General features: G+C 73.1%; 15 protein-coding genes and 2 pseudogenes. 7 read left to right on the top strand and 10 right to left on the bottom strand.

Annotation, left to right across the window (positions count from 1 at the left end; genetic code table 11):
* Window positions 1–506: 506 nt before the first annotated feature.
* A pseudogene (locus AMK22_RS38640) lies at window positions 507–867 on the bottom strand (DJ-1/PfpI family protein); the annotation flags it as partial.
* On the opposite strand from AMK22_RS38640, the pseudogene AMK22_RS28455 reads away from it, so the two are divergent.
* A pseudogene (locus AMK22_RS28455) lies at window positions 859–1,262 on the top strand (isochorismatase family protein); the annotation flags it as partial. The pseudogenes AMK22_RS38640 and AMK22_RS28455 overlap by 9 nt on opposite strands.
* Window positions 1,263–1,286: 24 nt before the next feature.
* Here the strand turns inward: AMK22_RS28455 and proC are convergent.
* The 4 genes from proC to AMK22_RS28435 form a co-directional block, all read right to left on the bottom strand.
* The gene (proC, locus tag AMK22_RS28450) at window positions 1,287–2,096 is read right to left on the bottom strand and encodes a pyrroline-5-carboxylate reductase (protein ID WP_073789669.1); all 810 of its coding nucleotides are present in this window, start codon (window positions 2,094–2,096) and stop codon (window positions 1,287–1,289) included.
* A gap of 106 nt (window positions 2,097–2,202) precedes the next feature.
* The gene (locus AMK22_RS28445; protein ID WP_079186442.1) at window positions 2,203–3,036 is read right to left on the bottom strand and encodes a class I SAM-dependent methyltransferase; all 834 of its coding nucleotides are present in this window, start codon (window positions 3,034–3,036) and stop codon (window positions 2,203–2,205) included.
* 171 nt (window positions 3,037–3,207) lie between these two features.
* Entirely contained in the window at window positions 3,208–3,771 is a 564-nt protein-coding gene (locus AMK22_RS28440) for a hypothetical protein (protein WP_073789668.1), read from the bottom strand.
* Between the two features lie 110 nt (window positions 3,772–3,881).
* On the bottom strand, window positions 3,882–4,211 hold the full coding sequence (locus AMK22_RS28435) for an SH3 domain-containing protein (RefSeq protein WP_073789666.1): 330 nt from the start codon (window positions 4,209–4,211) through the stop codon (window positions 3,882–3,884).
* A 139-nt stretch (window positions 4,212–4,350) separates the two neighbouring features.
* Between AMK22_RS28435 and AMK22_RS28430 the strand changes: the two genes are divergently transcribed.
* Window positions 4,351–6,687, top strand: coding sequence for a protein kinase domain-containing protein (locus tag AMK22_RS28430; protein WP_073789665.1), 2,337 nt, complete (start codon window positions 4,351–4,353; stop codon window positions 6,685–6,687).
* A 67-nt stretch (window positions 6,688–6,754) separates the two neighbouring features.
* On the opposite strand, the gene ilvD is transcribed toward AMK22_RS28430, so the two are convergent.
* The 3 genes from ilvD to AMK22_RS28415 all read right to left on the bottom strand — a co-directional run bounded on the left by ilvD (window position 6,755) and on the right by AMK22_RS28415 (window position 10,899).
* On the bottom strand, window positions 6,755–8,605 hold the full coding sequence (ilvD, locus tag AMK22_RS28425) for a dihydroxy-acid dehydratase (RefSeq protein WP_073789663.1): 1,851 nt from the start codon (window positions 8,603–8,605) through the stop codon (window positions 6,755–6,757).
* 112 nt (window positions 8,606–8,717) lie between these two features.
* Window positions 8,718–9,551 carry a sugar phosphate isomerase/epimerase family protein gene (locus tag AMK22_RS28420; protein WP_073789661.1) on the bottom strand — a complete coding sequence of 278 codons (834 nt, stop codon included), beginning with the start codon at window positions 9,549–9,551 and terminating at the stop codon, window positions 8,718–8,720.
* 298 nt (window positions 9,552–9,849) lie between these two features.
* On the bottom strand, window positions 9,850–10,899 hold the full coding sequence (locus AMK22_RS28415) for a Ppx/GppA phosphatase family protein (protein ID WP_079186441.1): 1,050 nt from the start codon (window positions 10,897–10,899) through the stop codon (window positions 9,850–9,852).
* A gap of 40 nt (window positions 10,900–10,939) precedes the next feature.
* Here AMK22_RS28415 and AMK22_RS28410 point away from each other — a divergent pair, with 40 nt between their 5' ends.
* A complete protein-coding gene (locus AMK22_RS28410) occupies window positions 10,940–11,833 on the top strand; it encodes a hypothetical protein (RefSeq protein WP_073789659.1) in 894 nt (297 codons plus the stop codon).
* A 141-nt stretch (window positions 11,834–11,974) separates the two neighbouring features.
* On the opposite strand, the gene AMK22_RS28405 is transcribed toward AMK22_RS28410, so the two are convergent.
* Window positions 11,975–13,900 carry a hypothetical protein gene (locus AMK22_RS28405; protein ID WP_073789658.1) on the bottom strand — a complete coding sequence of 642 codons (1,926 nt, stop codon included), beginning with the start codon at window positions 13,898–13,900 and terminating at the stop codon, window positions 11,975–11,977.
* Window positions 13,901–14,205: 305 nt separating this feature from the next.
* Between AMK22_RS28405 and radA the strand changes: the two genes are divergently transcribed.
* Together radA and disA are read left to right on the top strand one after the other, a co-directional pair.
* The gene (radA, locus tag AMK22_RS28400; RefSeq protein ID WP_073789656.1) at window positions 14,206–15,618 is read left to right on the top strand and encodes a DNA repair protein RadA; all 1,413 of its coding nucleotides are present in this window, start codon (window positions 14,206–14,208) and stop codon (window positions 15,616–15,618) included.
* Window positions 15,619–15,698: 80 nt separating this feature from the next.
* Window positions 15,699–16,823, top strand: a complete 1,125-nt coding sequence (disA, locus tag AMK22_RS28395) for a DNA integrity scanning diadenylate cyclase DisA (RefSeq protein ID WP_073789654.1) — start codon at window positions 15,699–15,701, stop codon at window positions 16,821–16,823.
* A 175-nt stretch (window positions 16,824–16,998) separates the two neighbouring features.
* Here disA and AMK22_RS28390 read toward each other — a convergent pair whose 3' ends face one another.
* A complete protein-coding gene (locus AMK22_RS28390) occupies window positions 16,999–17,811 on the bottom strand; it encodes a hypothetical protein (protein ID WP_242434164.1) in 813 nt (270 codons plus the stop codon).
* A 221-nt stretch (window positions 17,812–18,032) separates the two neighbouring features.
* Here AMK22_RS28390 and AMK22_RS28385 point away from each other — a divergent pair, with 221 nt between their 5' ends.
* Both AMK22_RS28385 and AMK22_RS28380 read left to right on the top strand, forming a co-directional pair.
* A complete protein-coding gene (locus tag AMK22_RS28385) occupies window positions 18,033–18,689 on the top strand; it encodes a phosphatase PAP2 family protein (protein WP_073789653.1) in 657 nt (218 codons plus the stop codon).
* Between the two features lie 246 nt (window positions 18,690–18,935).
* The gene (locus tag AMK22_RS28380) at window positions 18,936–19,838 is read left to right on the top strand and encodes an A/G-specific adenine glycosylase (RefSeq protein WP_073789652.1); all 903 of its coding nucleotides are present in this window, start codon (window positions 18,936–18,938) and stop codon (window positions 19,836–19,838) included.
* The last annotated feature ends 104 nt before the right edge of the window (window positions 19,839–19,942 follow it).

The following is a 19,942-nucleotide window of genomic DNA, read 5'->3' as shown; positions in this document are numbered from 1 at the left end:
CAGCGGGGTAGTTCAGACGGATAGCCGCGCGTAGCTGTTCCAGCAGGTGACTACCGGAGTGGCTGGTCGTGTTGTGTGTGCCGCCTGTCTCGATGTGGGTGTGGAGCAGGCGGATCACACGTTCGTCGGTGCGGCCCCGGGTCCCACGCTTTCGCGCTTTTCCCTTTCGGCGGTTCCGACTCTATCAGATCCTTTCGGGCCTGATTCCCAGTCAGCGGGATTTGCGTTCGGGGCCGTCGGGCCCTTCCGGCGAGCGAGACTTTAGCGGAATCACAGACCTCGACGCTAATCGGGGTCACGTTCCTCGGAACGCGGATTCTTCATTTCACACATACACACAAGCGGCATGACGACAGGCGTCGTCGACCGAATGCGGTTACTGCGGAATGGCTGTCCGGGGACCGACCGGGTCGGCGCTCGCGTCGGACAACTCGGAGCACCTTACGGATGTGGGCGGGCCGTGTCAACCTCCGGCTGGTCAAGGGTGCGGAGGAAGGCCCGGCGCAGCGCGGGGACATGCCGACGCGGGCGGCCAGGGCGGCGACCGTACGGGGTTCGGCCAGGTGGGCCAAGGCATGGGCCCGTACCGAGGCGAGGGGTCGGCGTCCCGGTCGACGCGGGGCGTGGGGTGCTCAACGACCGTCACGAGGGGATGGTGGGTGCGCAGGAGCTCGGTGAGGTTCCAGTGGGTGACTGCGCGGCGGCCGTCGAGCGGTCCGCCCGGGCGAGGGTGAAGGCGCCGCCGCAGAGGGCCGCTATGGGGGTGCCCCGGGCGTGGGCGCGGCGCAGGGCGTCGAGCACCGGTTCGGGGGCCGGTGTCAGGTGGTCGTCGAGACCGGGGACGACGACCAGGTCGGCTCGGGCGAGCCGGATTCACCGTTGCGCGCGGACCGGCCGGGGAACGGCTTCAAGCAGCACGTGGAGGAGCGGCGGGGGAAGGGCGGGGGCCCGAGCTGTTGCTGACGAAGAGCGTGAACTCCGCCTTCTACGGGACGCCCGCTCTCGGGGAGTGGCTGGACAGGGGCGGGGTGCGGCAGATCGTGGTGGCCGGGATCCAGACCAACATGTGCGCGGAGACGACGGCGCGGATGGGCGGGAACCTCGGGTACAAGGTGTTCTTCGCGCCGGACGCGACGTACACCTTCGGCCTGGTCGGGCCGTGGGGCTGGACGCGGACGAGCCGGCGCGAAGCCACCGCCGTGTCCTTGCACGGTGGCGGCTTCGCGGAGGTCGTGCGCAGCGTGGAACTGATCGAGGCGGCCGGGCGCCCGTCGGCTGACGCGCGCTCAGCCGTTGCCCGAGGCGAGTTCGCGGCTGCGGTCGCGGGCGGCTTCGAGGGCGGCGATGAGCGCGGCGCGGACGCCGTGGTTCTCCAGCTCGCGGATGGCGCTGATGGTGGTGCCGGCCGGGCTGGTGACGGCCTCGCGGAGCTTGACCGGGTGCTCGCCGCTGTCGCGGAGCATCACGGCGGCACCGATAGCGGCCTGGACGATCAGTTCGTGGGCCTGGGCGCGGGGCAGGCCCAGCAGGATTCCGGCGTCGGTCATCGCCTCGACGAGGAAGTAGAAGTACGCGGGGCCCGAGCCGGAGAGGGCGGTGGCCGCGTCCTGCTGGGACTCCGGCACACGCAGGGTCTTGCCGACACCGCCGAAGATCGCCTCGGCGGCGGCAAGGTGTTCGGTGGTGGCGTGGCTGCCCGCGGAGATGACGGACATGCCCTCGTCGACGAGGACGGGGGTGTTCGGCATGACGCGTACGACGGGGGTGTTCGCGGCGAGGCGGTCCTCGATGAACGCGGTGGTGATGCCCGCGGCGGCGCTGATGACCAGGCGGTCGGCGGTGACGTGCGCGGCCAGTTCGTCGAGCAGCCGGCCCATGTCCTGGGGCTTCACCGCGAGGATGAGGATGTCGGCGCGCTTGGCCGCCTCGGCGTTGCCGACGGAGTCGACGCCGTAGCGGTCGTGCAGCTCCCGGGCACGCTCGGAGCGGCGGGTGGTGACCAGCAGGTCCGCCGGACGCCAGCCCGCCCGGATCATGCCGCTGAGGAGGGCCTCCCCGATCTTGCCGGTGCCGAGGACGGCGACTGTCTGGGTCATGTGGTTCACCCTCCGGGCTGTGCTCGCGACGCTCGTCGCGTTCGTTCGTCGGTGCGCGGTGGTCGTGGTGGTGCTGGCGTCATCCTCGCACCGTGGAGAGAAGTCGCTACGGGCGGATCGCCACGACCAGCTCGACCACGTAGCACTCCTCGATCGTGCCGTCCGGGAAGAGCTCCGACAGCCGCTCGCGCTCCTCGTGGAGGAACCGTCGCGCGGCCTCGTCGCCGAGGACGAGGAAGGCGGAGTGGGTACCGAGGTTGGCGAGGTGGGTGTCGAGGGAGACCGTCCGTGCCCAGGGCACCGAGCGGCGCACCTGGCCGAACTCGGGAGGCAGGCGCGGGGAGTCGTCCGGGGAACCGTGGGCGCTCCTGTCGACGCCGAAGAAGCGGCGCAGGCGGACGTCCTGCTCGGCGATCCACGGGACGGAGTGGTCGGAGACGTTCCACCAGAGGGCGAGCGCGCCGCCGGGACGCAGGACGCGCAGGGCCTCGGGGGCGGACAGGCCCGGGTCCGTCCAGTGCCAGGACTGGGCGTACGTGATCAGGTCGGCGCAGGCCGCGGCGAGGGGCAGACGGTCGCCGTCGCCGCGCACGACCGGGACGTGCGGGAGCGTCCGGTGCAGTTGGCCCGCCATGCCGGGGCCCGGTTCGACGGCGATGACCCGGGCGCCCCGGTCGAGGAGCAGCCGGGTGGCGATGCCGGTGCCCGCGCCCACGTCGACGGTGCGGGCTCCGCGCAGGGGACGCCCGGCCAGTTCCTCGACGGCGTCGAAGAGGGCGGGCGGATATCCGGGGCGGGCCGCGGCGTACCGGGCGGCGGCGCGGTCGAAGGAGAGCGCGCGGGGCGGGGCGGCGTCCTCGGCGGTGCCTGACGGAGTGCACCCGGCTTCACCTGCGGACCTGTCTGCGGCGGGGGTGCGTGCGGTGTCGGAAGGCGGCATGGGGGAATCCTGGTCCATCCTGGGATCGCCCGCCGGGTTTTTTTGCCGGGCCGGTCCGATTCCGTGCCGGGGCCGGTCCGATTCCGTGTCGGCCCGTTCCTGCACCGGCGCCGGTCTGATTCCGCGCCGGTCCGGTCCGTTCCTGTACCGGGACCGAGTCCGTGAGCGGGGCTACTTCCGCTTCGGGCGCTTGCCCTTGGCGCCCTTGCGGGCGGCCGGGTTTCCTGTACGGGCCGAGCGGCGCTTCGCGTAGCGGGCCAGGGCCTCCTCGTACTCCGTGCGGCGCAGCCGCTCGCCCGGCGCCTCCATGAACGCACGTAGGAAGTAGGCGAGCAGCGAGCCGATGAAGCCGATCGTCTTCAGTCCGCGCAGGCTCGCCTCGCGCGCCGGGTCGGCGGGCCGTCGGCCGAATCCCTCCCAGGTCTTGCGGAAGGCGATGGCACTGCAGATCGCGAACATCACGATCACCAGGACGCCGACGACGTTGCCGACGTCGGCGATCTCCAGTCCCTGGTAGGCGAAACGGAGCACGAAGCAGGCGGCGACCGTGGCGGCGAGCGAGCCGACCGCCGCCCCGACACGGCGCAGCCCGTAGCCCCCGTCGTGGTCGACCCAGGTCGTACCGAAGAAGGGCAGGGGCTCGGGCTGCGGGCCGGGCGCGGTGGAACGGGGCGGCTCGGCGCCATCGGGCCTGGCGGCGGCGTCGGCGCCGGGGGCTTCGCTGTTGTCGCTCACGGAATCGATTATCCCCGGGCCGTTCCCGCCCCGTCCGTCTCCCGGGGCGTTCCCGTCCCGGCCGGGCCGTTGCCGCCGTCGTGTCCGTGCTCGTTGCCGGCGGTCGGTGGTCAGTCGCAGCGCGGGGCGATGTAGCCGTCGCTGCCCGTGCGGACGTAGGCGTCCGACACGAACTGGCCGTTGGCGATGTTGTCCCAGATGTTCGAGGTGCCGTACGGGCCGGTGACGCGCTCCCCCGCCTTCTGGCAGTAGACCGGGACCCTCATTCCGTACGGGAGCGTCCGGACGATGCCGTACTGGGTGCCCGGCCCCCTGCGGACGTTGACGCGGTACCCGGGTGCGATCGGGTAGCGGGGGACGTCGTCGCCCGCGAGCGTCGCCACGTCCTCCGCCACGGCGTCCGTGGTCGTCCCGGTGTGTTCTTCCGTGTGCTCTTCCATGGCCGTGCGGCCCTCCCCCGTCGAGAATCGATGTGTACGACGTGTACGACGCGCAGGCTACAAGCCCCCACCCTCATCGCACGCACCATCGACTAGGCTCCGTGCGTCGCGCTCGCGGACGAACACACGGGGGTGGGCGATGCCGCCGCTGCGAGGTGCCGGTGCCGATCCGGAAGCGGAACATCCGGAGTACGCGGGCCAGTACCGCCTTGAAGCACGTCTCGGCGCGGGCGGCATGGGCGTGGTGCACCTGGCGCGCTCCGCCTCGGGACTTCAGCTCGCGGTCAAGGTGGTGCACGAGCACTACTCCGCGGATCCCGAGTTCAGGGCGCGTTTCCGGCAGGAGGTCGGGGCGGCGCGGCGGGTCAGCGGGGCGTTCACCGCACCGGTCGTCGATGCCGATCCGGATGCCGCACGGCCCTGGATGGCCACGTTGTACGTGCCCGGCCCCACGCTCTCGGACCAGGTGAAGCGGAACGGTCCGATGGCCCCCGCCGAGCTGCGCAGGCTGACGGCGGGGCTGGCCGAGGCGCTGCGCGACATCCATCGGGCCGGGGTGATCCACCGCGACCTCAAGCCGAGCAACGTCCTGCTCTCCGACTCCGGGCCCAAGGTCATCGACTTCGGGATCTCCCGCCCGTACGACAGCGATCTGCGCACCGAGACGGGCAAGCTGATCGGCTCGCCGCCGTACATGGCGCCCGAGCAGTTCCAGCGACCGCGCGAGGTCGGGCCCGCCGCCGACGTGTTCGCGCTGGGGTCCGTGCTCGTCCACGCGGCGACCGGCCGGGGGCCCTTCGACTCCGACAGCCCGTACATCGTGGCGTACCAGGTGGTGCACGACGAGGCCGATCTGGCGGGGGTGCCCGGGGACCTGGCCCCGTTGATCGCCCGGTGCCTGGCGAAGGACCCCGCGCAGCGGCCCACTCCGGACGAGGTCATGACGGAGCTGCGTCCTCCCTCGTACGAGGCCGCCGCGTTCGTGCCGACACAGCGGCGTCGTACGGAACGCCCTCCGAAGGAGGCGGCGGTGGCGCGGGAGAGCGCCGGGGTCGCAGGCGTGGGCGCGTGGCCCGGGGTCGACGACACCGGGGCGGGTACGGAGGCCGACACGCATGTGAGTGCGCGTACAGCCGGTCGGGACTCCGACGCGGCCGTCGCAGGCGGCAGGCGGTGGCGGTGGCCGGTGGTCGTCGCCGCGCTGGTCGCCCTCGGCGCCGGTGGGGTGTGGGCGTACGCCGCGACGGGTGGCTCGGGCGGGGCGGGTGGCCGGGCGAAGGCCCCGGCGGTGTCCGTGTCCGCGCCGTGGCGGACCGCGCTCCCGGCCACGGGAGGTTCCACACCGGTCTGCCACGCGTACGCGGCACAGGGCATGGGAGACACGGAGAACGCGAAGAACGCGGAGGGCACCGGGGACGGGGGAGACGCAGGAGACGCAGGGAACGGCGCCGAGGAGACGTCCGGCCCTGCTGCCGCGCTGTACTGCGCCGCGGCCGGCGTCGCGGTCGCCCGGCTGGACCCCGGGGACGGCCGGGTGCTGTGGTCCCGTCGCTCCTCCGGAACCGGCCCGGCGGCCTCCGTGGTGTCGGTCTCCGGCGGTCTGGTGCACACGGCGGTGCCGGGCCGGAAGGTACGCGCGTACGACCCCGCGAAGGGCGAGCGGGTCTGGGAGGCGGACCTCTCCCCGTACCTCGGCGTCCCCTTCGCCGCGGGCGACACCCTGCTGCTGACCGCCGAGGACGGCACGACCGAGGCACTCGACTCCGCGACCGGCGTCTCCCGCTGGCGGCGCGCCGTCCCGGGCCACCAGCGGCCCGACTACGCGCTCTACGACGGCGGGCCGGGGCTGGCCTACGCCTTCGAGCACTCGGCCGACGGGGCGACCACGCTCGTCACCGCCGTCGACGCGAAAACCGGGCGCGCGGCGTGGCAGCGCCGGCTGGACGGCATGCTCACTCCGGTGGGGACCGCGGACGGCGCGCTCGTCCTGACGTCGATGAACGAGGACGCCCAGACGGTCGGGCTCGTCCGCTACGACCCGGAGCGGCGGCGCGTCACGCGGGTGGAACTGCCGTTCCGGATGAACGAACCGGAGGCCGTGGTGGGCGGGGACACCGCCTATCTGCTGGGCCGCGGCGGAACCCTGGTCGCCGTCGATCTGCGTCCGGACGGTGGCGGAACGGTTCACTGGCAGCTGGAGACCGCGGCGGGGCGGACGTCGGCGCCCGTCCTCGCCGCCGGGGACGGGAGCGGCCGGCCGGACCGGCTGTACTTCTCGGCGGCCGACGGGCGACTGCTCGCCGTGGACACCGAGCAAGGGAAGCTGCTGGGGCAGACGGGTCCCCGGCTGCGGAACGGCACGCTCACGTACGCGTCGGAGCTGCCCGCGCCCGTCGCCGTGGGCCGGGTGGTGTTCGGTACCGCGCCGGACGGGTCCGTGTTCGCCGTCGACGGCGAGGACCCCGCTCACTGGTGAGAGCGGGGTCCTCGGGAGCCCTGCGCGTGTGCGTGCACGCGGGCGTGGCTACGCGTACGGTGCCGGATCAGCCGAGCTTGGACACGTCCCGCACCGCGCCCCGGTCCGCGCTGGTCGCCATCGCCGCGTAGGCGCGCAGCGCGGCGCTGACCTTGCGGTCCCGGTTCTTCGGCGTGTACGCGCCGTTCAGCGCCGCGCGGCGGGCGGCCAGCTCGGCCTCGGGGACGAGGAGTTCGATCGACCGGTTCGGGATGTCGATCCGGATCCGGTCGCCGTCCTCGACGAACGCGATCGTGCCGCCGGACGCGGCCTCCGGCGACGCGTGCCCGATGGACAGGCCCGACGTACCGCCGGAGAAGCGGCCGTCGGTCACCAGGGCGCAGCTCTTGCCGAGGCCGCGCCCCTTGAGGAAGGACGTGGGGTAGAGCATCTCCTGCATGCCGGGGCCGCCGCGCGGGCCCTCGTAGCGGATGACGACGACGTCGCCCTCCTTGATTTCCTTGCGGAGGATCTTGTCGACGGCCTCGTCCTGCGATTCGCAGACGACGGCCGGGCCCTCGAAGGTCCAGATCGACTCGTCGACGCCCGCCGTCTTCACGACGCAGCCGTCCACGGCGAGGTTCCCCTTGAGGACCGCGAGGCCGCCGTCCTTGGAGTACGCGTGCGCCAGGTCGCGGATGCAGCCGCCGGCCGCGTCCAGGTCGAGGGTCTCCCAGCGCTCGGACTGCGAGAAGGCGGTCGCGGAACGGACGCATCCGGGGGCCGCGTGCCACAGCTCGACGGCCTCGGGGGACGGGGAGCCGCCCCGGACGTCCCAGTCCTTCAGCCACTGGGCGAGGGAGTCGGAGTGGACCGCGTGCACGTCCTCGTTGAGCAGGCCGCCGCGGTGCAGTTCGCCGAGGATCGCGGGGATGCCGCCCGCCCGGTGCACGTCCTCCATGTAGTACGTGCCGCCGGGGGCGACGTTGGGCGCGACCTTCGCGAGGCACGGGACCCGGCGCGAGACCGCGTCGATGTCGGCCAGGTCGTAGTCCAGCTCGGCCTCCTGGGCGGCGGCGAGCAGGTGCAGGATCGTGTTGGTGGAGCCGCCCATGGCGATGTCGAGCGCCATGGCGTTCTCGAACGCGGCACGGGTGCCGATGGAGCGGGGCAGGACCGACGCGTCGTCCTGCTCGTAGTGGCGCTTGGTGATCTCGACGACCGTGCGGCCGGCCTCCTCGTACAGCGCCCTGCGGGCGGTGTGCGTGGCGAGGACGGAGCCGTTGCCGGGGAGGGAGAGGCCGAGTGCCTCGGTCAGGCAGTTCATCGAGTTGGCGGTGAACATGCCGGAACAGCTGCCGCAGGTGGGGCAGGCGTTCTCCTCGATGCGGAGGATGTCCTCGTCCGAGACGTTCTCGTTCACGGCGTCGCTGATCGCGTTGATCAGGTCGAGCTTGCGGACCGTGCCGTCGACGAGGGTGGCCTTGCCGGCCTCCATCGGGCCGCCGGACACGAAGACCGTCGGGATGTTGAGGCGCATCGCGGCCATCAGCATGCCGGGGGTGATCTTGTCGCAGTTGGAGATGCAGATCAGCGCGTCCGCGCAGTGCGCCTCGACCATGTACTCGACGGAGTCGGCGATCAGGTCGCGGGAGGGGAGGCTGTACAGCATTCCGCCGTGTCCCATCGCGATGCCGTCGTCGACCGCGATCGTGTTGAACTCGCGCGGCACGGCGCCCGCGGCGCGGATGGCCTCGGAGACGATCCGGCCGACCGGGGCCAGGTGGGTGTGGCCGGGGACGAACTCGGTGAAGGAGTTGGCGACCGCGATGATCGGCTTGCCGATGTCCTCGCTCGCTACGCCCGAGGCCCGCATAAGGGCGCGGGCGCCCGCCATGTTGCGGCCATGGGTGACAGTGCGGGACCTCAGCTGGGGCATCGTCTCTCGCTCCTTCGACATGAAAAGACTGTTTCCGAGCGTACGCCCAAGGCTCCAAGATCTGGACACTCTGTCCGGTATGCGGGACGGGATGCTCAGTGCCCGGACCGGTTCACGGGCGGTGGCGCGGTACCTCGGTCGAGGAGGACGCCAGGTGGAGCCGGGTGAAGGCGAGCGCCTCCGCCAGGTCGGCCTCACGTTCGGCGGAGGACATCGCGCGGCGGGTGTTGACCTCGATGACGACGTGGCCGCCGAAGCCGTTGCGGGCCAGACGCTCCAGGAGTTCGGCGCAGGGCTGGTCGCCGCGTCCGGGCACCAGGTGCTCGTCCTTGTTGGAGCCCTTGCCGTCGGCGAGATGGACGTGGGCGAGCCGGTCGCCCATCCGTTCGACCATGGCCATGCCGTCCGTGCGGGCCGTCGCGGTGTGCGAGAGGTCCACGGTGAAGTGGCGGTAGTCGTCGTTGGTGACGTTCCAGTCGGGGGCGTACGCGAGCATCTCGCGGTCCCGGTACCGCCACGGGTACATGTTCTCGACGGCGAACCGGACATCGGTCTCGTCCGCCATGCGCCAGATCCCGGTGACGAAGTCACGCGCGTATCCGCGCTGCCAGCGGAACGGGGGGTGGACGACGACGGTCGTCGCCCCCAGCCTCTCCGCCGCGGCGCGGGCGCGCTGGAGCTTCACCCACGGATCGGTGGACCAGACGCGCTGCGTGATCAGCAGACAGGGCGCGTGGACGGCGAGGATCGGTACCCCGTGGTGGTCCGAGAGCCGCCGCAATGCCTCGATGTCCTGGCTGACGGGGTCGGTCCACACCATGACCTCGACACCGTCGTAACCGAGACGCCCGGCGATCTCGAAGGCCGTCGCCGTCGACTCCGGGTAGACGGAGGCGGTGGACAGGGCGACCTTCGCATCGGGGACGCGCACCACTGGTTCTGCCACTGGGACAGCGTACGGGCACGGGTACGCGCCGCCGAGAGCTCTCGGCGGAAAGTGACGAGGTCCATGGGAAGCGGTGCGGCCCGCCCGGCCTCTGGGCCCACGCGGCCCACGCGGCCTCCAGGGCCTCCAGGGCCTCCAGGGCCTCCAGGGCCTCCAGGGCCTCCAGGGCCTCCAGGGCCTCCAGGGCCTCCAGCCAATGGTCCCGGCAGCCGGGCCCCTCGCCTTCCCCGGATCCGGTACCGGTCACCGGCCTCCGGGCGGGACCGGCCCGCTCGGCTCCCGGTCCGGGGCGGGCCGCCTACCCGGCCTCCGAGCCCGGATCGCCCTCGGACGGGATCAGCCGGAGCCCGTGCTCACCGTTCCCCGCCGGGCCCGTCCCCCGGCGCGGCTCGCCCCCGGTCCGGCCCAGCGCGGCCCGTTCCGCCGGCAGATGGTCCAGTCGGCGCAGGATGACGCCCTCGCGCAGCGCCCACGGGCAGATCTCCAGCTCGTCGACCCCGTACAGGTCCATGGCCCCCTCCGCGACCAGCGCCCCGGCGAGCAGCTGCCGGGCCCGGCCCTCGGAGACCCCGGGCAGCGTGACGCGCTGTTCGACGGTCATCTCCGCGAGCCTCGGCACCCACTCCTCCAGCGCCTTGCGGGTGAGCCCCCGCTGGACGTACAGGCCGTCGGTGGAGCGCGCGGCGCCCGCGATCCTGGCGAGCTGCTTGAAGGTCTTGGACGTGGCCACGACGTGGTCCGGACGCCCGAGCCGGTTGAACTCCCCCACGCTCCGGGCGATGCCCGCCCGTACGTGGCGGCGCAGAGCCTTCACGTCCGCCGGGTCCGGCGGATCGCCCGGCAGCCATCCGGAGGTCAGCCGGCCCGCCCCGAGCGGCAGCGACACCGCCGCGTCCGGTTCCTCGTCGATGCCGAACGCGACCTCCAGCGAGCCGCCCCCGATGTCCAGGACCAGCAGCCGCCCCGCCGACCAGCCGAACCAGCGGCGCACGGCGAGGAAGGTGAGCCGCGCCTCCTCCGAGCCGCTGAGCACGGCGAGGTCGACGCCCGTCTCCTCCCGCACCCGGGCCAGCACCCGGTCCGCGTTGCTCGCCTCCCGCACCGCGGACGTGGCGAACGGCAGGACGTCCTCGCACCCCTTGTCCTCGGCGGTCTGGAGGGCGTCGGTGATCGTGGCCACCAGTCGGTCCACGCCCCTGGGGCCGATCGCCCCGTCGTCGTCGAGGAGTTCGGCCAGGCGCAGCTCCGCCTTGTGCGAGTGCGCCGGCAGCGGGCGGGCGCCGGGGTGCGCGTCCACCACCAAAAGGTGCACTGTGTTCGAACCCACGTCGAGGACTCCGAGTCTCATACCAGGAACGCTACCGGCAGCGCGGACTTACCCTGGGCGCGTGCCAAAGACGAAAAAGGCGAAGCCGGACAAAAACGCGAAGACCAAGAACGCGAAGAAGCAGGACACGAAGCGGCAGGAATCGAAGCAGGAGATGCGGCGGCAGGAAGTGGACGGGTCGGTCCGGTCCGAGGACGAGGTCGGCCTCGACTTCGCCCGCGCCTGGGTCGAGTTTCCCGACCCCGCCGACGACGAGCAGATCTTCCGCTGCGACCTGACCTGGCTGACCTCCAGGTGGACCTGCGTCTTCGGCAGTGGCTGCCAGGGCATCCAGGCGGGCCGCGCGGACGACGGGTGCTGCACGCTGGGCGCGCACTTCTCCGACGAGGAGGACGAGGAGCGCGTGGCGGGCCACGTCGAGCGGCTGACCCCCGAGCTGTGGCAGTTCCACGACGTCGGCACGGCGACGGGCTGGGTCCAGGTCGACGACGACGGGGAACGCCAGACGCGGCGCTGGAAGGGTTCGTGCATCTTCCAGAACCGTCCGGGCTTCGCCGCAGGCGCGGGCTGCTCGCTGCACATCCTGGCGCTGCGGGAGGGCCGGGAGCCCCTGGAGACCAAGCCGGACGTCTGCTGGCAGCTGCCGATCCGGCGCACGTACGAGTGGATCGACCGGCCCGACGACACGCGCGTGCTCCAGGTGTCGATCGGTGAGTACGACCGCCGGGGCTGGGGGCCGGGCGGTCACGACCTGCACTGGTGGTGCACCTCGGCGACGTCGGCGCACGGCGCCGGGAAGCCGGTGTACGTCTCGTACCGCCCGGAGCTGACCGAACTGATGGGCAAGGAGGGCTACGAGCGACTCGTGGAGCTGTGCGAGGAGCGGATGGCCTCGCTGCTGCCGATGGCCCCGCACCCGGCGGACCCGGTGGATCACCCGGCCGACCGGGCCTGAGCGGGACGAGAGGGGCCCGGACGGGACCGGAGGGGCGGCCGGGGCGGAGGAACGGCTGAGGGCCGGCCGGGGCGGGAGAACGGCTGGGGCCGGCCGGGGCGGGGTTCGTCCCGGCCGGCCCGGGACCGCCTCGCTCCGTCCTCAGCGCCTCCGCGCGGAGCCGTCCGGTTCGGTGGACGGCTCCGTTCCGGTCGGGTCCGGGGTCGGCTCCGGCTCGGTGGGACCCGGTTCCGTCGGTGACGGCGCGGGGTCGGTCGGCGTGGGACTCGGGTCGGCCGGCCGCGTGGGCTCCGGCGAGGACGTGGGCTGCCACGGGGGTACGGACGGGCCGGGGCCGGGCACACCCGGGCGGGCCGGTCCCCCGGGCGACGGCACGGTCGCCCCGTTCCCCCGGATGACCACGACGGAGCCCGAGGGGGCGAGGGCGACGCGCGCGCTCCACCGGCCGGCGGGTTCGCGCGAGCGGTCCACCAGGACCCGTACGGTGGCGCTCTCGCCCGCGGCGAGCGTGCCCGAGGAGCTGCTGAGGCGCAGCCACGGCACGTCCGCGCGGGCCGACCAGGCGACCGGGGCGCCGCCCGCGGCGGTCAGGCGGATCAGGGTGGTGGCCCCGTACGAACGGGCCTCGACGCCGAGCCCGCCGGCCCCACCGGGCACCGGGTTCGCGCCGATCACCTCGGCCGAGACGTCCGCCGCGCGGTCCGCGCCGGAACCGGGACCGGGCCGGGCGTTCCCCGCGTTCTCGTAGTGGTCGCGCGGGTCGTCGAACTCGTGGCGGAGGTCCGCTTCGGTCGCCGCGACCGAGGAGCCCTCGTGCCCCTCGCCGGTCAGCGGGGCACCGCGGTAGGCGGTCCACAGCGCGATCACCGGGGCGGCGACGACCGTGGCCACCACCGTCGTCGTCACGACCCTGGCCCGCAGCCGGTCCCGGCGCGCGGCGTGGTCCTTCGGGTGCAGGGGGAAGCCCGCCCGGTCGAACCGGGGCCCGCCGGACCGGTTCCGCCGGGCGTGGACCATCGCCACGTACGCGGAGGGCCGCGGCGCGGGCACGACCGGCAGCGCGGTGGCCTGGGCGACGGCCGCGCCCGGCCAGGGGCCGTGGGCACCGACCCGCTCGGCGGCCCGGCGGCAACGGGGGCAGTCGTCGACGTGCCGGACGAGTTCCCGGCGCAGGGTCGCCGAGAGCAGGACGCGATGGCCCCCGGTGAGCCGCGCGACGGTGGGACAGTTGCCGGACTCGACGACGGCGAGGGCGGCACGGGTGCGCTCCACCTCGCAGGCGGCGGCGGCCAGGAGTTCACGGGCGGCCGTCGGTTCGAGCCCCAGCACGGAGGCGACGGCGCGCGGGCCGAGGCGGTGGCGCACAGCGAGTTCGAGCGCCTCGCGCTGCTCGGGCGTGGTACCCGCCGCCTCGGGCCAGGCCAGTTGGGCGAGTTCGCGACGGTGTGCCTCGGCGGCGGCCTCGGATTCGGCGGCGCACTCCCGGCCCGTCGGCGCACCACCCGGCACGAAGGAGACGGGAGCGGGTTCGAGGTCGAGGCGGGAAGCGGGGTCGGGGGCCGTCGTGACGACGGCGGGGGGCGTACGGCGCCCGGCGCGCGCCCCCTGTGCGGTCGGGCCGTCCGGCTGCTTGCCCGGGGGGCCGCCCGCCCGCTTCGTCTCACGCCTCGCCTCCCGTCCGCGCTTCGCCTCCTGCTCGGCAGGCTGCCTCGCGGACGGCTTCCCCACCCTGTGGTGATGCCCCCGGTGGCCCTGCTTCCGCTCGGTGAGCATGCGCAGACACATCCACCTGGCCAGCGCGTACAGCCAGGATTTACGTTCCTCCTCCCCCTCGGGGCAGCGCCCCTCCTGGCGTTCCGCGATCGCCAGCACACCGCCGAGCGCCTCCGTGGCGGCGTCGTGGTCGCAGAGCACGGAGAGGCAGTAGGTGAACAGGCCGTCGAGATGCGGCTCGCAGCGCACCGGGAGCCGCTGCGGCACAGGCTGCGTCGAGGAGTGGGGCGCACGGTGTCGCGACCGGTGTGCGCCGGTGGTGTGCGTGGGGGGCTCCAGCCTGCTGCTCGTCATCCGGCGACCGTAGGCAGCGGACAGCACGCCTTTGGCGCCCCTTCAGCACATTTAACCCTTACGGGTGAACGTATCGCTCAAAAGGGGACAGGAATTCAGGATTCAACCCTGATCCACCTCTGTTCCGCCCCGATCCGGCCGTGTTACGGCATCGATCCAGCCGTGATCCGACCCCGATCCGACGCACCGGAATCCGCTATTCCGTCGGATGTGGCAGCCGGCACAGGTGGGCGCACGCCCGCGCTCACCGCCGTTCCCGAACGGTGCCCGACGGCACTGTCGTACCCCGCCTATACGGTTGCGTCATGGCTGCCCGTACGAAAACCGCGAAGGACCGGCCGTCCTACCGCTGCACCGAGTGCGGCTGGACCACCGCCAAGTGGCTCGGCCGCTGCCCCGAATGCCACGCGTGGGGGACGGTCGAGGAGTTCGGCGGCGCCCCCGCCGTGCGGACCACCGCGGCCGGGCGGGTCAGCAGCGCCGCGCTGCCCATCGGCCAGGTCGACAGCCGACAGGCCACCGCCCGGTCGACCGGTGTCGACGAACTGGACCGGGTGCTCGGCGGCGGCCTCGTCCCGGGGGCCGTCGTGCTGCTCGCGGGCGAACCGGGCGTCGGGAAGTCGACGCTGCTGCTGGACGTGGCCGCCAAGGCGTCGAGCGAGGACCACCGCACGCTGTACGTCACGGCCGAGGAGTCGGCGAGCCAGGTGCGGCTGCGCGCCGACCGGATCCGGGCGATCAACGACCATCTGTTCCTCGCCGCCGAGACGGACCTGTCGGCGGTCCTCGGCCATCTGGACGCCGTCAAGCCCTCGCTCCTCATCCTCGACTCGGTGCAGACCGTCGCCTCACCCGAGATCGACGGGGCACCGGGCGGCATGGCACAGGTGAGGGAGGTCGCCGGGGCGCTCATCCGGGCGTCCAAGGAGCGCGGCATGGCGACCCTCCTGGTCGGCCACGTGACCAAGGAGGGGGCGATCGCGGGGCCTCGGCTGCTGGAGCACCTCGTCGACGTGGTGCTGTCCTTCGAGGGCGACCGCCATGCCCGGCTGCGGCTCGTGCGGGGCGTCAAGAACAGGTACGGCGCGACCGACGAGGTCGGCTGCTTCGAGCTGCACGACGAGGGCATCACCGGCCTCGCCGACCCCTCCGGCCTGTTCCTCACCCGCCGCGACGAGCCCGTACCCGGCACCTGCCTGACCGTCACCCTGGAGGGCAAGCGCCCGCTCGTCGCCGAGGTCCAGGCGCTGACGGTCGACTCGCAGATCCCGTCGCCCCGGCGCACCACCTCCGGACTGGAGACGTCCCGGGTCTCGATGATGCTGGCGGTGCTGGAGCAGCGCGGCCGGATCAGCGCGCTCGGCAAGCGGGACATCTACAGCGCGACGGTCGGCGGCGTGAAGCTCTCCGAACCCGCCGCGGACCTCGCGGTCGCGCTGGCGCTGGCCAGCGCGGCGAGCGACACCCCCCTTCCCAAGAACCTCGTGGCGATCGGCGAAGTGGGCCTCGCCGGCGAGGTCAGACGGGTCACGGGGGTCCAGCGCAGGCTCGCCGAGGCGCACCGTCTGGGCTTCACGCACGCCCTGGTTCCGACCGATCCGGGAAAGGTTCCAGCCGGTATGAAGGTCATAGAAGTCGCCGATATGGGTGATGCCCTGAGAGTCCTCCCGCGCCGGTCCCGCGCACAGGCCCCCCAGGAGGAGAACGCGCGCCGGTAGACTTTGCCCTGGTCTCGCCCGTCCGTACGAACGGTTTGAGGAACACAAGGGCACCGCCAACCCGCGACCGGAGGAGTGCAGTGGCAGCCAGCGACCGGGCAACATCGCCCGGAAAGTCCGGCCAAAGCACCGGTGGCGAGGCGCTGATGCGCGCCTCGTTGTCTGCCGTCGCGCCCGGAATGGCGCTGCGTGACGGCCTGGAACGCATCCTCCGCGGGAACACCGGCGGACTGGTCGTGCTCGGCATGGACAAGACCGTCGAGTCGATGTGCACCGGCGGGTTCGTGCTGGACGTGGAGTTCACCGCGACGCGCCTGCGCGAGCTGGCGAAGCTCGACGGGGCGCTCATCCTCGACAAGGACATGACCAAGATCCTGCGCGCCGGCGTGCAACTGGTCCCGGACGCCTCCATTCCCACGGAGGAGACCGGCACCCGCCACCGCACGGCCGACCGGGTCTCCAAGCAGTGCAACTTCCCGGTCGTCTCGGTCTCTCAGTCGATGCGCCTGATCGCGCTGTACGTGAACGGGGAGCGCCGGGTCCTGGAGGAGTCCGCCGCGATCCTCTCCCGGGCCAACCAGGCGCTCGCCACCCTGGAGCGGTACAAGCTCCGCCTCGACGAGGTCGCGGGCACGCTGTCGGCGCTGGAGATCGAGGACCTGGTGACGGTCCGGGACGTGGCGGCCGTGGCCCAGCGGCTGGAGATGGTCCGCCTGATCGCCGCCGAGATCGCGGAGTACGTGGTGGAGCTGGGCACCGACGGCCGGCTCCTCTCGCTCCAGCTCGACGAGTTGATCGCGGGCGTCGAGCCGGAGCGCGAGCTGGTCGTGCGCGACTACGTGCCGGAGCCGACCGCGAAGCGGTCCCGTACGGTCGCCGAGGCGCTGACCGAGCTCGACGGGCTCACCCACACCGAGTTGCTCGAACTTCCCGTGGTGGCACGGGCGCTGGGGTACAGCGGCTCTCCGGAGACGCTCGACTCCGCGGTGTCGCCGCGCGGATTCCGACTGCTGGCGAAGGTGCCGCGGCTGCCCGGCGCGATCATCGACCGGCTGGTGGAGCACTTCGGCGGCCTGCAGAAGCTGCTCGCCGCCAGTGTGGACGACCTCCAGGCGGTCGACGGGGTCGGCGAGGCCCGGGCGCGCAGCGTGCGCGAGGGGCTTTCACGGCTGGCCGAGTCGTCGATCCTCGAACGGTACGTCTGAGAGCGGTACGCCCGGGAAGGGTCCGGCGCGACCAGGAGCGGTCCGGTGGGCGGCAGAGCGGCCGGCGTGGTCCGGAGCGGTCCGGCACCCGGGAGGGCGATCCGGTACGCACGGCCGGAGGTGCCCGGCACGGCCGAGAGCGATCCGGCCGCGCCCGAGCGCCTCGTGGGCCCGCTCAGTCCTTCGCGAGGACGAACGAGGCCCGCTGCACCGGCTCGCCCGGCGCCTTCGCCTCGACCAGGTACGTGCCGGGGTGCGCGGAGCGCGTGGGCTTCGTCGCGCAGTGCGCGTCGCTCTCCTTGCGGTCCCACTCCACGGTGTGGACGACGGTCGTGCCCGCCGGGATCCTCAGCAGCACGCTTCCCGAGGCGCGCGGGCAGTCCTTGGAGGACCACACCTGACTGTCGTCGCCCCCCGCCTCGGTGATGGTGAGCACCGTGCTCTTCGGTCCGAAGTCGGCCTTGCAGTCGGCGGACGAGGTGTTCCTGGCGACCAGCCGGAACTTCGGCTTCTCGTCGGGGGCGTAGCTGATCTCGGTGTTCAGGCTCAACTGGAGTGCGCCCGGCGTGCAGGCGGGGAGCGGGGAGTTCGCGGGGAGCTGCTGGGCGGCCGTCGTGCCACTGTCGCCCCCGGCGCCCCCGGTCCCGGTGCCCGGACCGCTGCCGGCACCCGTACCGCCGGTGCCGGCACCGCTCGCGCCGCCCTCGGAGCCCGTGCCCGTAGCGCCGCCGTCCGAGCCGTCCGACTCGTCGCGTCCGCCCGGCTGTTGGGTGATCGCCGGACCCGATGGGGTGGGCCCCGGGGTGATCGACCGGGCGGGAGACGACCCGCCGGACCGCGAGTCGTCCGTGTTCCCCTTGCTGCCGTTGGAGGTGACGGCCCATACGATCAGCAGGGCGAGCAGCGCGACGAGCGCCAGCGCCACGGCCCTCCGGCGCCAGTAGATGGAGGAGGGAAGCGGCCCGATCGGATTACGCAAAGATCCCACGCCGCAAACTGTACGAGAGATCCGGGCCAACTCCCGCCCCACCCGCCGCCGGACCGCGAAGTTTTACGGATCATCATCTCGGTTCGTCCCGTTCTCGCCCCCTTCCCTCCCCTCTTCTCGCCCTCTCCTTCCATGCCCTTCGTCCCTTTCCTCCCCGCCCTCGCTCCCCGTCCGGGGAGCACCGGGAAGACCACCCCGTTCGGTTGACTACCCTCTGTCACATGGATAGTTCAGCCACTGCCCCGCTCTACCGGGACGTCACCGACTTCGCTCATGACATGCCGTCATGGGTGCAACATCTGGCCGAGGCATGGACGGAGTTCGGTCTCCTGGTCTTCGGCGTCCTGTTCATCACCGGGTGGTGGCGGGCCCGCCGCGCCGACGAGGGCGCCCTCGCGCTGGCGGTGCTCGCACCCGTCGCGACGGCGTTCGGCTACGTGGCCAGCGAGGCGCTGAAGTCGCTGGTGACCGAGGAACGCCCGTGCCGCGCGGTGGCCGGAGCGGCGGCCTCATTGGTGCCGTGTCCGCCGGTGGGCGACTGGTCGTTCCCCAGCAACCACTCCGCGATCGCGGGTGCGGCGGCCGTCGCCGTGGCGATGTGCCGGCCCCTGCTGGCCTGGCTCACCGTGCCGATGGCCCTGCTGATGGCCTTCTCCCGGGTCTTCGTCGGGGTGCACTATCCGCACGACGTGGCGGTCGGGCTGGTCATGGGCGCGCTGGTGTCGGCGGCGGTGATCCTCCTGCTGCGCCGCCCGACGCAGTCGCTCGCCCTGACCGTACGGGGCAGCGGGGCGCCGATGGCCGCCCTGGTCTCCGGTCCGGGCACGGGCGCCGTGCAGCGCAGCGGCCGGGGGCGGCGGCGCGCCGGGCGACGCTGACGACCCGGACGGACCGGGTGCGGGGTGGGCCGGGACGCCGGACGGGCCGGGGCGACTCAGCCGGCCCGCCCCGACCGGGACGCCAGGGGCGGGCCCCGGGTGCCCGCCCCGGCACCCCCTTGGGCCGGTTGCCGGACACCGGAGGGACAAGACGGGTGGCATTATCACCCCAAGGGCCCCCAGGAGGAGCGACACCACCGTGCGCGGAACCATCGTCCGTTCTTCCGTGCCAGGATCGTCCGTGCGATGACTGCCATGACTGCGACACAGACGTCCCCCGCCTCCCTCCACACTCCCGTCATTGGGTGGTTCGAACAGCACGCCCGCGATCTGCCCTGGCGCCGTCCCGAAGCGGGCGCCTGGGGTGTGATGGTGAGCGAGTTCATGCTGCAGCAGACCCCCGTGAACCGGGTCCTCCCCGTGTACGAGCAGTGGATGACCCGCTGGCCTCGCCCGGCCGACCTGGCCGCCGAGCCGCCCGGCGAGGCGGTCCGCGCCTGGGGCCGGCTCGGCTATCCGCGCCGGGCCCTGCGCCTGCACGGCGCCGCCCAGGCCATAACGGAACGGCACGGCGGCGACGTACCGAGCGAGCACGCCCAGCTGCTCGCGCTCCCCGGCATCGGCGAGTACACCGCTGCGGCCGTGGCCTCGTTCGCGTACGGACAGCGTCACGCCGTACTCGACACGAACGTCCGCCGGGTGTTCGCCCGGGCCGCGACCGGCATCCAGTACCCGCCGAACGCGACCACCGCCGCCGAACGCAAGCTGGCCCGCGCGCTGCTCCCCGAGGAGGACGAGCGCGCTGCCCGCTGGGCCGCCGCGACGATGGAGCTCGGCGCCCTCGTCTGCACCGCCAAGAACGAGGACTGCACGCGCTGCCCGATCGCCTCGCAGTGCGCCTGGCGGCTGGCCGGGAAGCCCGCGCACCAGGGGCCCCCGCGCCGCGGTCAGACGTACGCCGGGACGGACCGGCAGGTGCGCGGACGGCTGCTCGCCGTGCTGCGCGAGGCCGTGACACCGGTGCCGCAGTCGGCGCTGGACGCGGTCTGGGACGAACCGGTGCAGCGCGCCCGCGCCCTGGACGGCCTGGTCTCGGACGGCCTGGTCGAACCGCTGGCCGGCGGCCTCTACCGGCTGCCGCTGAGCTGAGCCCCCGCCCCACCCCGCCCCGCCCTCGTAGGTCCCGCTGTTACACAACCGATGGACAGCCGTGCGTCGGCCTATGGCTGCTCCGCACAACCTCGTGACAACGG

Origin of the sequence: Streptomyces sp. CB01580, from assembly GCF_001905795.1 — a bacterium.
Classification (GTDB): Bacteria; Actinomycetota; Actinomycetes; order Streptomycetales; family Streptomycetaceae; genus Streptomyces.
This window is presented reverse-complemented; position numbering and strand designations above follow the sequence as displayed.

Coding starts and splice junctions, on each gene's coding strand:
- AMK22_RS28435 (WP_073789666.1), bottom strand. CDS start 4,211: ATGGAAGAGCACACGGAAGAACACACCGGGACGACCACGGACGCCGTG.
- ilvD (WP_073789663.1), bottom strand. CDS start 8,605: ATGCCCCAGCTGAGGTCCCGCACTGTCACCCATGGCCGCAACATGGCG.
- AMK22_RS28380 (WP_073789652.1), top strand. CDS start 18,936: ATGACTGCCATGACTGCGACACAGACGTCCCCCGCCTCCCTCCACACT.
- AMK22_RS28445 (WP_079186442.1), bottom strand. CDS start 3,036: ATGCCGCCTTCCGACACCGCACGCACCCCCGCCGCAGACAGGTCCGCA.
- AMK22_RS28405 (WP_073789658.1), bottom strand. CDS start 13,900: ATGACGAGCAGCAGGCTGGAGCCCCCCACGCACACCACCGGCGCACAC.
- AMK22_RS28385 (WP_073789653.1), top strand. CDS start 18,033: ATGGATAGTTCAGCCACTGCCCCGCTCTACCGGGACGTCACCGACTTC.
- proC (WP_073789669.1), bottom strand. CDS start 2,096: ATGACCCAGACAGTCGCCGTCCTCGGCACCGGCAAGATCGGGGAGGCC.
- AMK22_RS28415 (WP_079186441.1), bottom strand. CDS start 10,899: ATGAGACTCGGAGTCCTCGACGTGGGTTCGAACACAGTGCACCTTTTG.
- radA (WP_073789656.1), top strand. CDS start 14,206: ATGGCTGCCCGTACGAAAACCGCGAAGGACCGGCCGTCCTACCGCTGC.
- AMK22_RS28430 (WP_073789665.1), top strand. CDS start 4,351: ATGCCGCCGCTGCGAGGTGCCGGTGCCGATCCGGAAGCGGAACATCCG.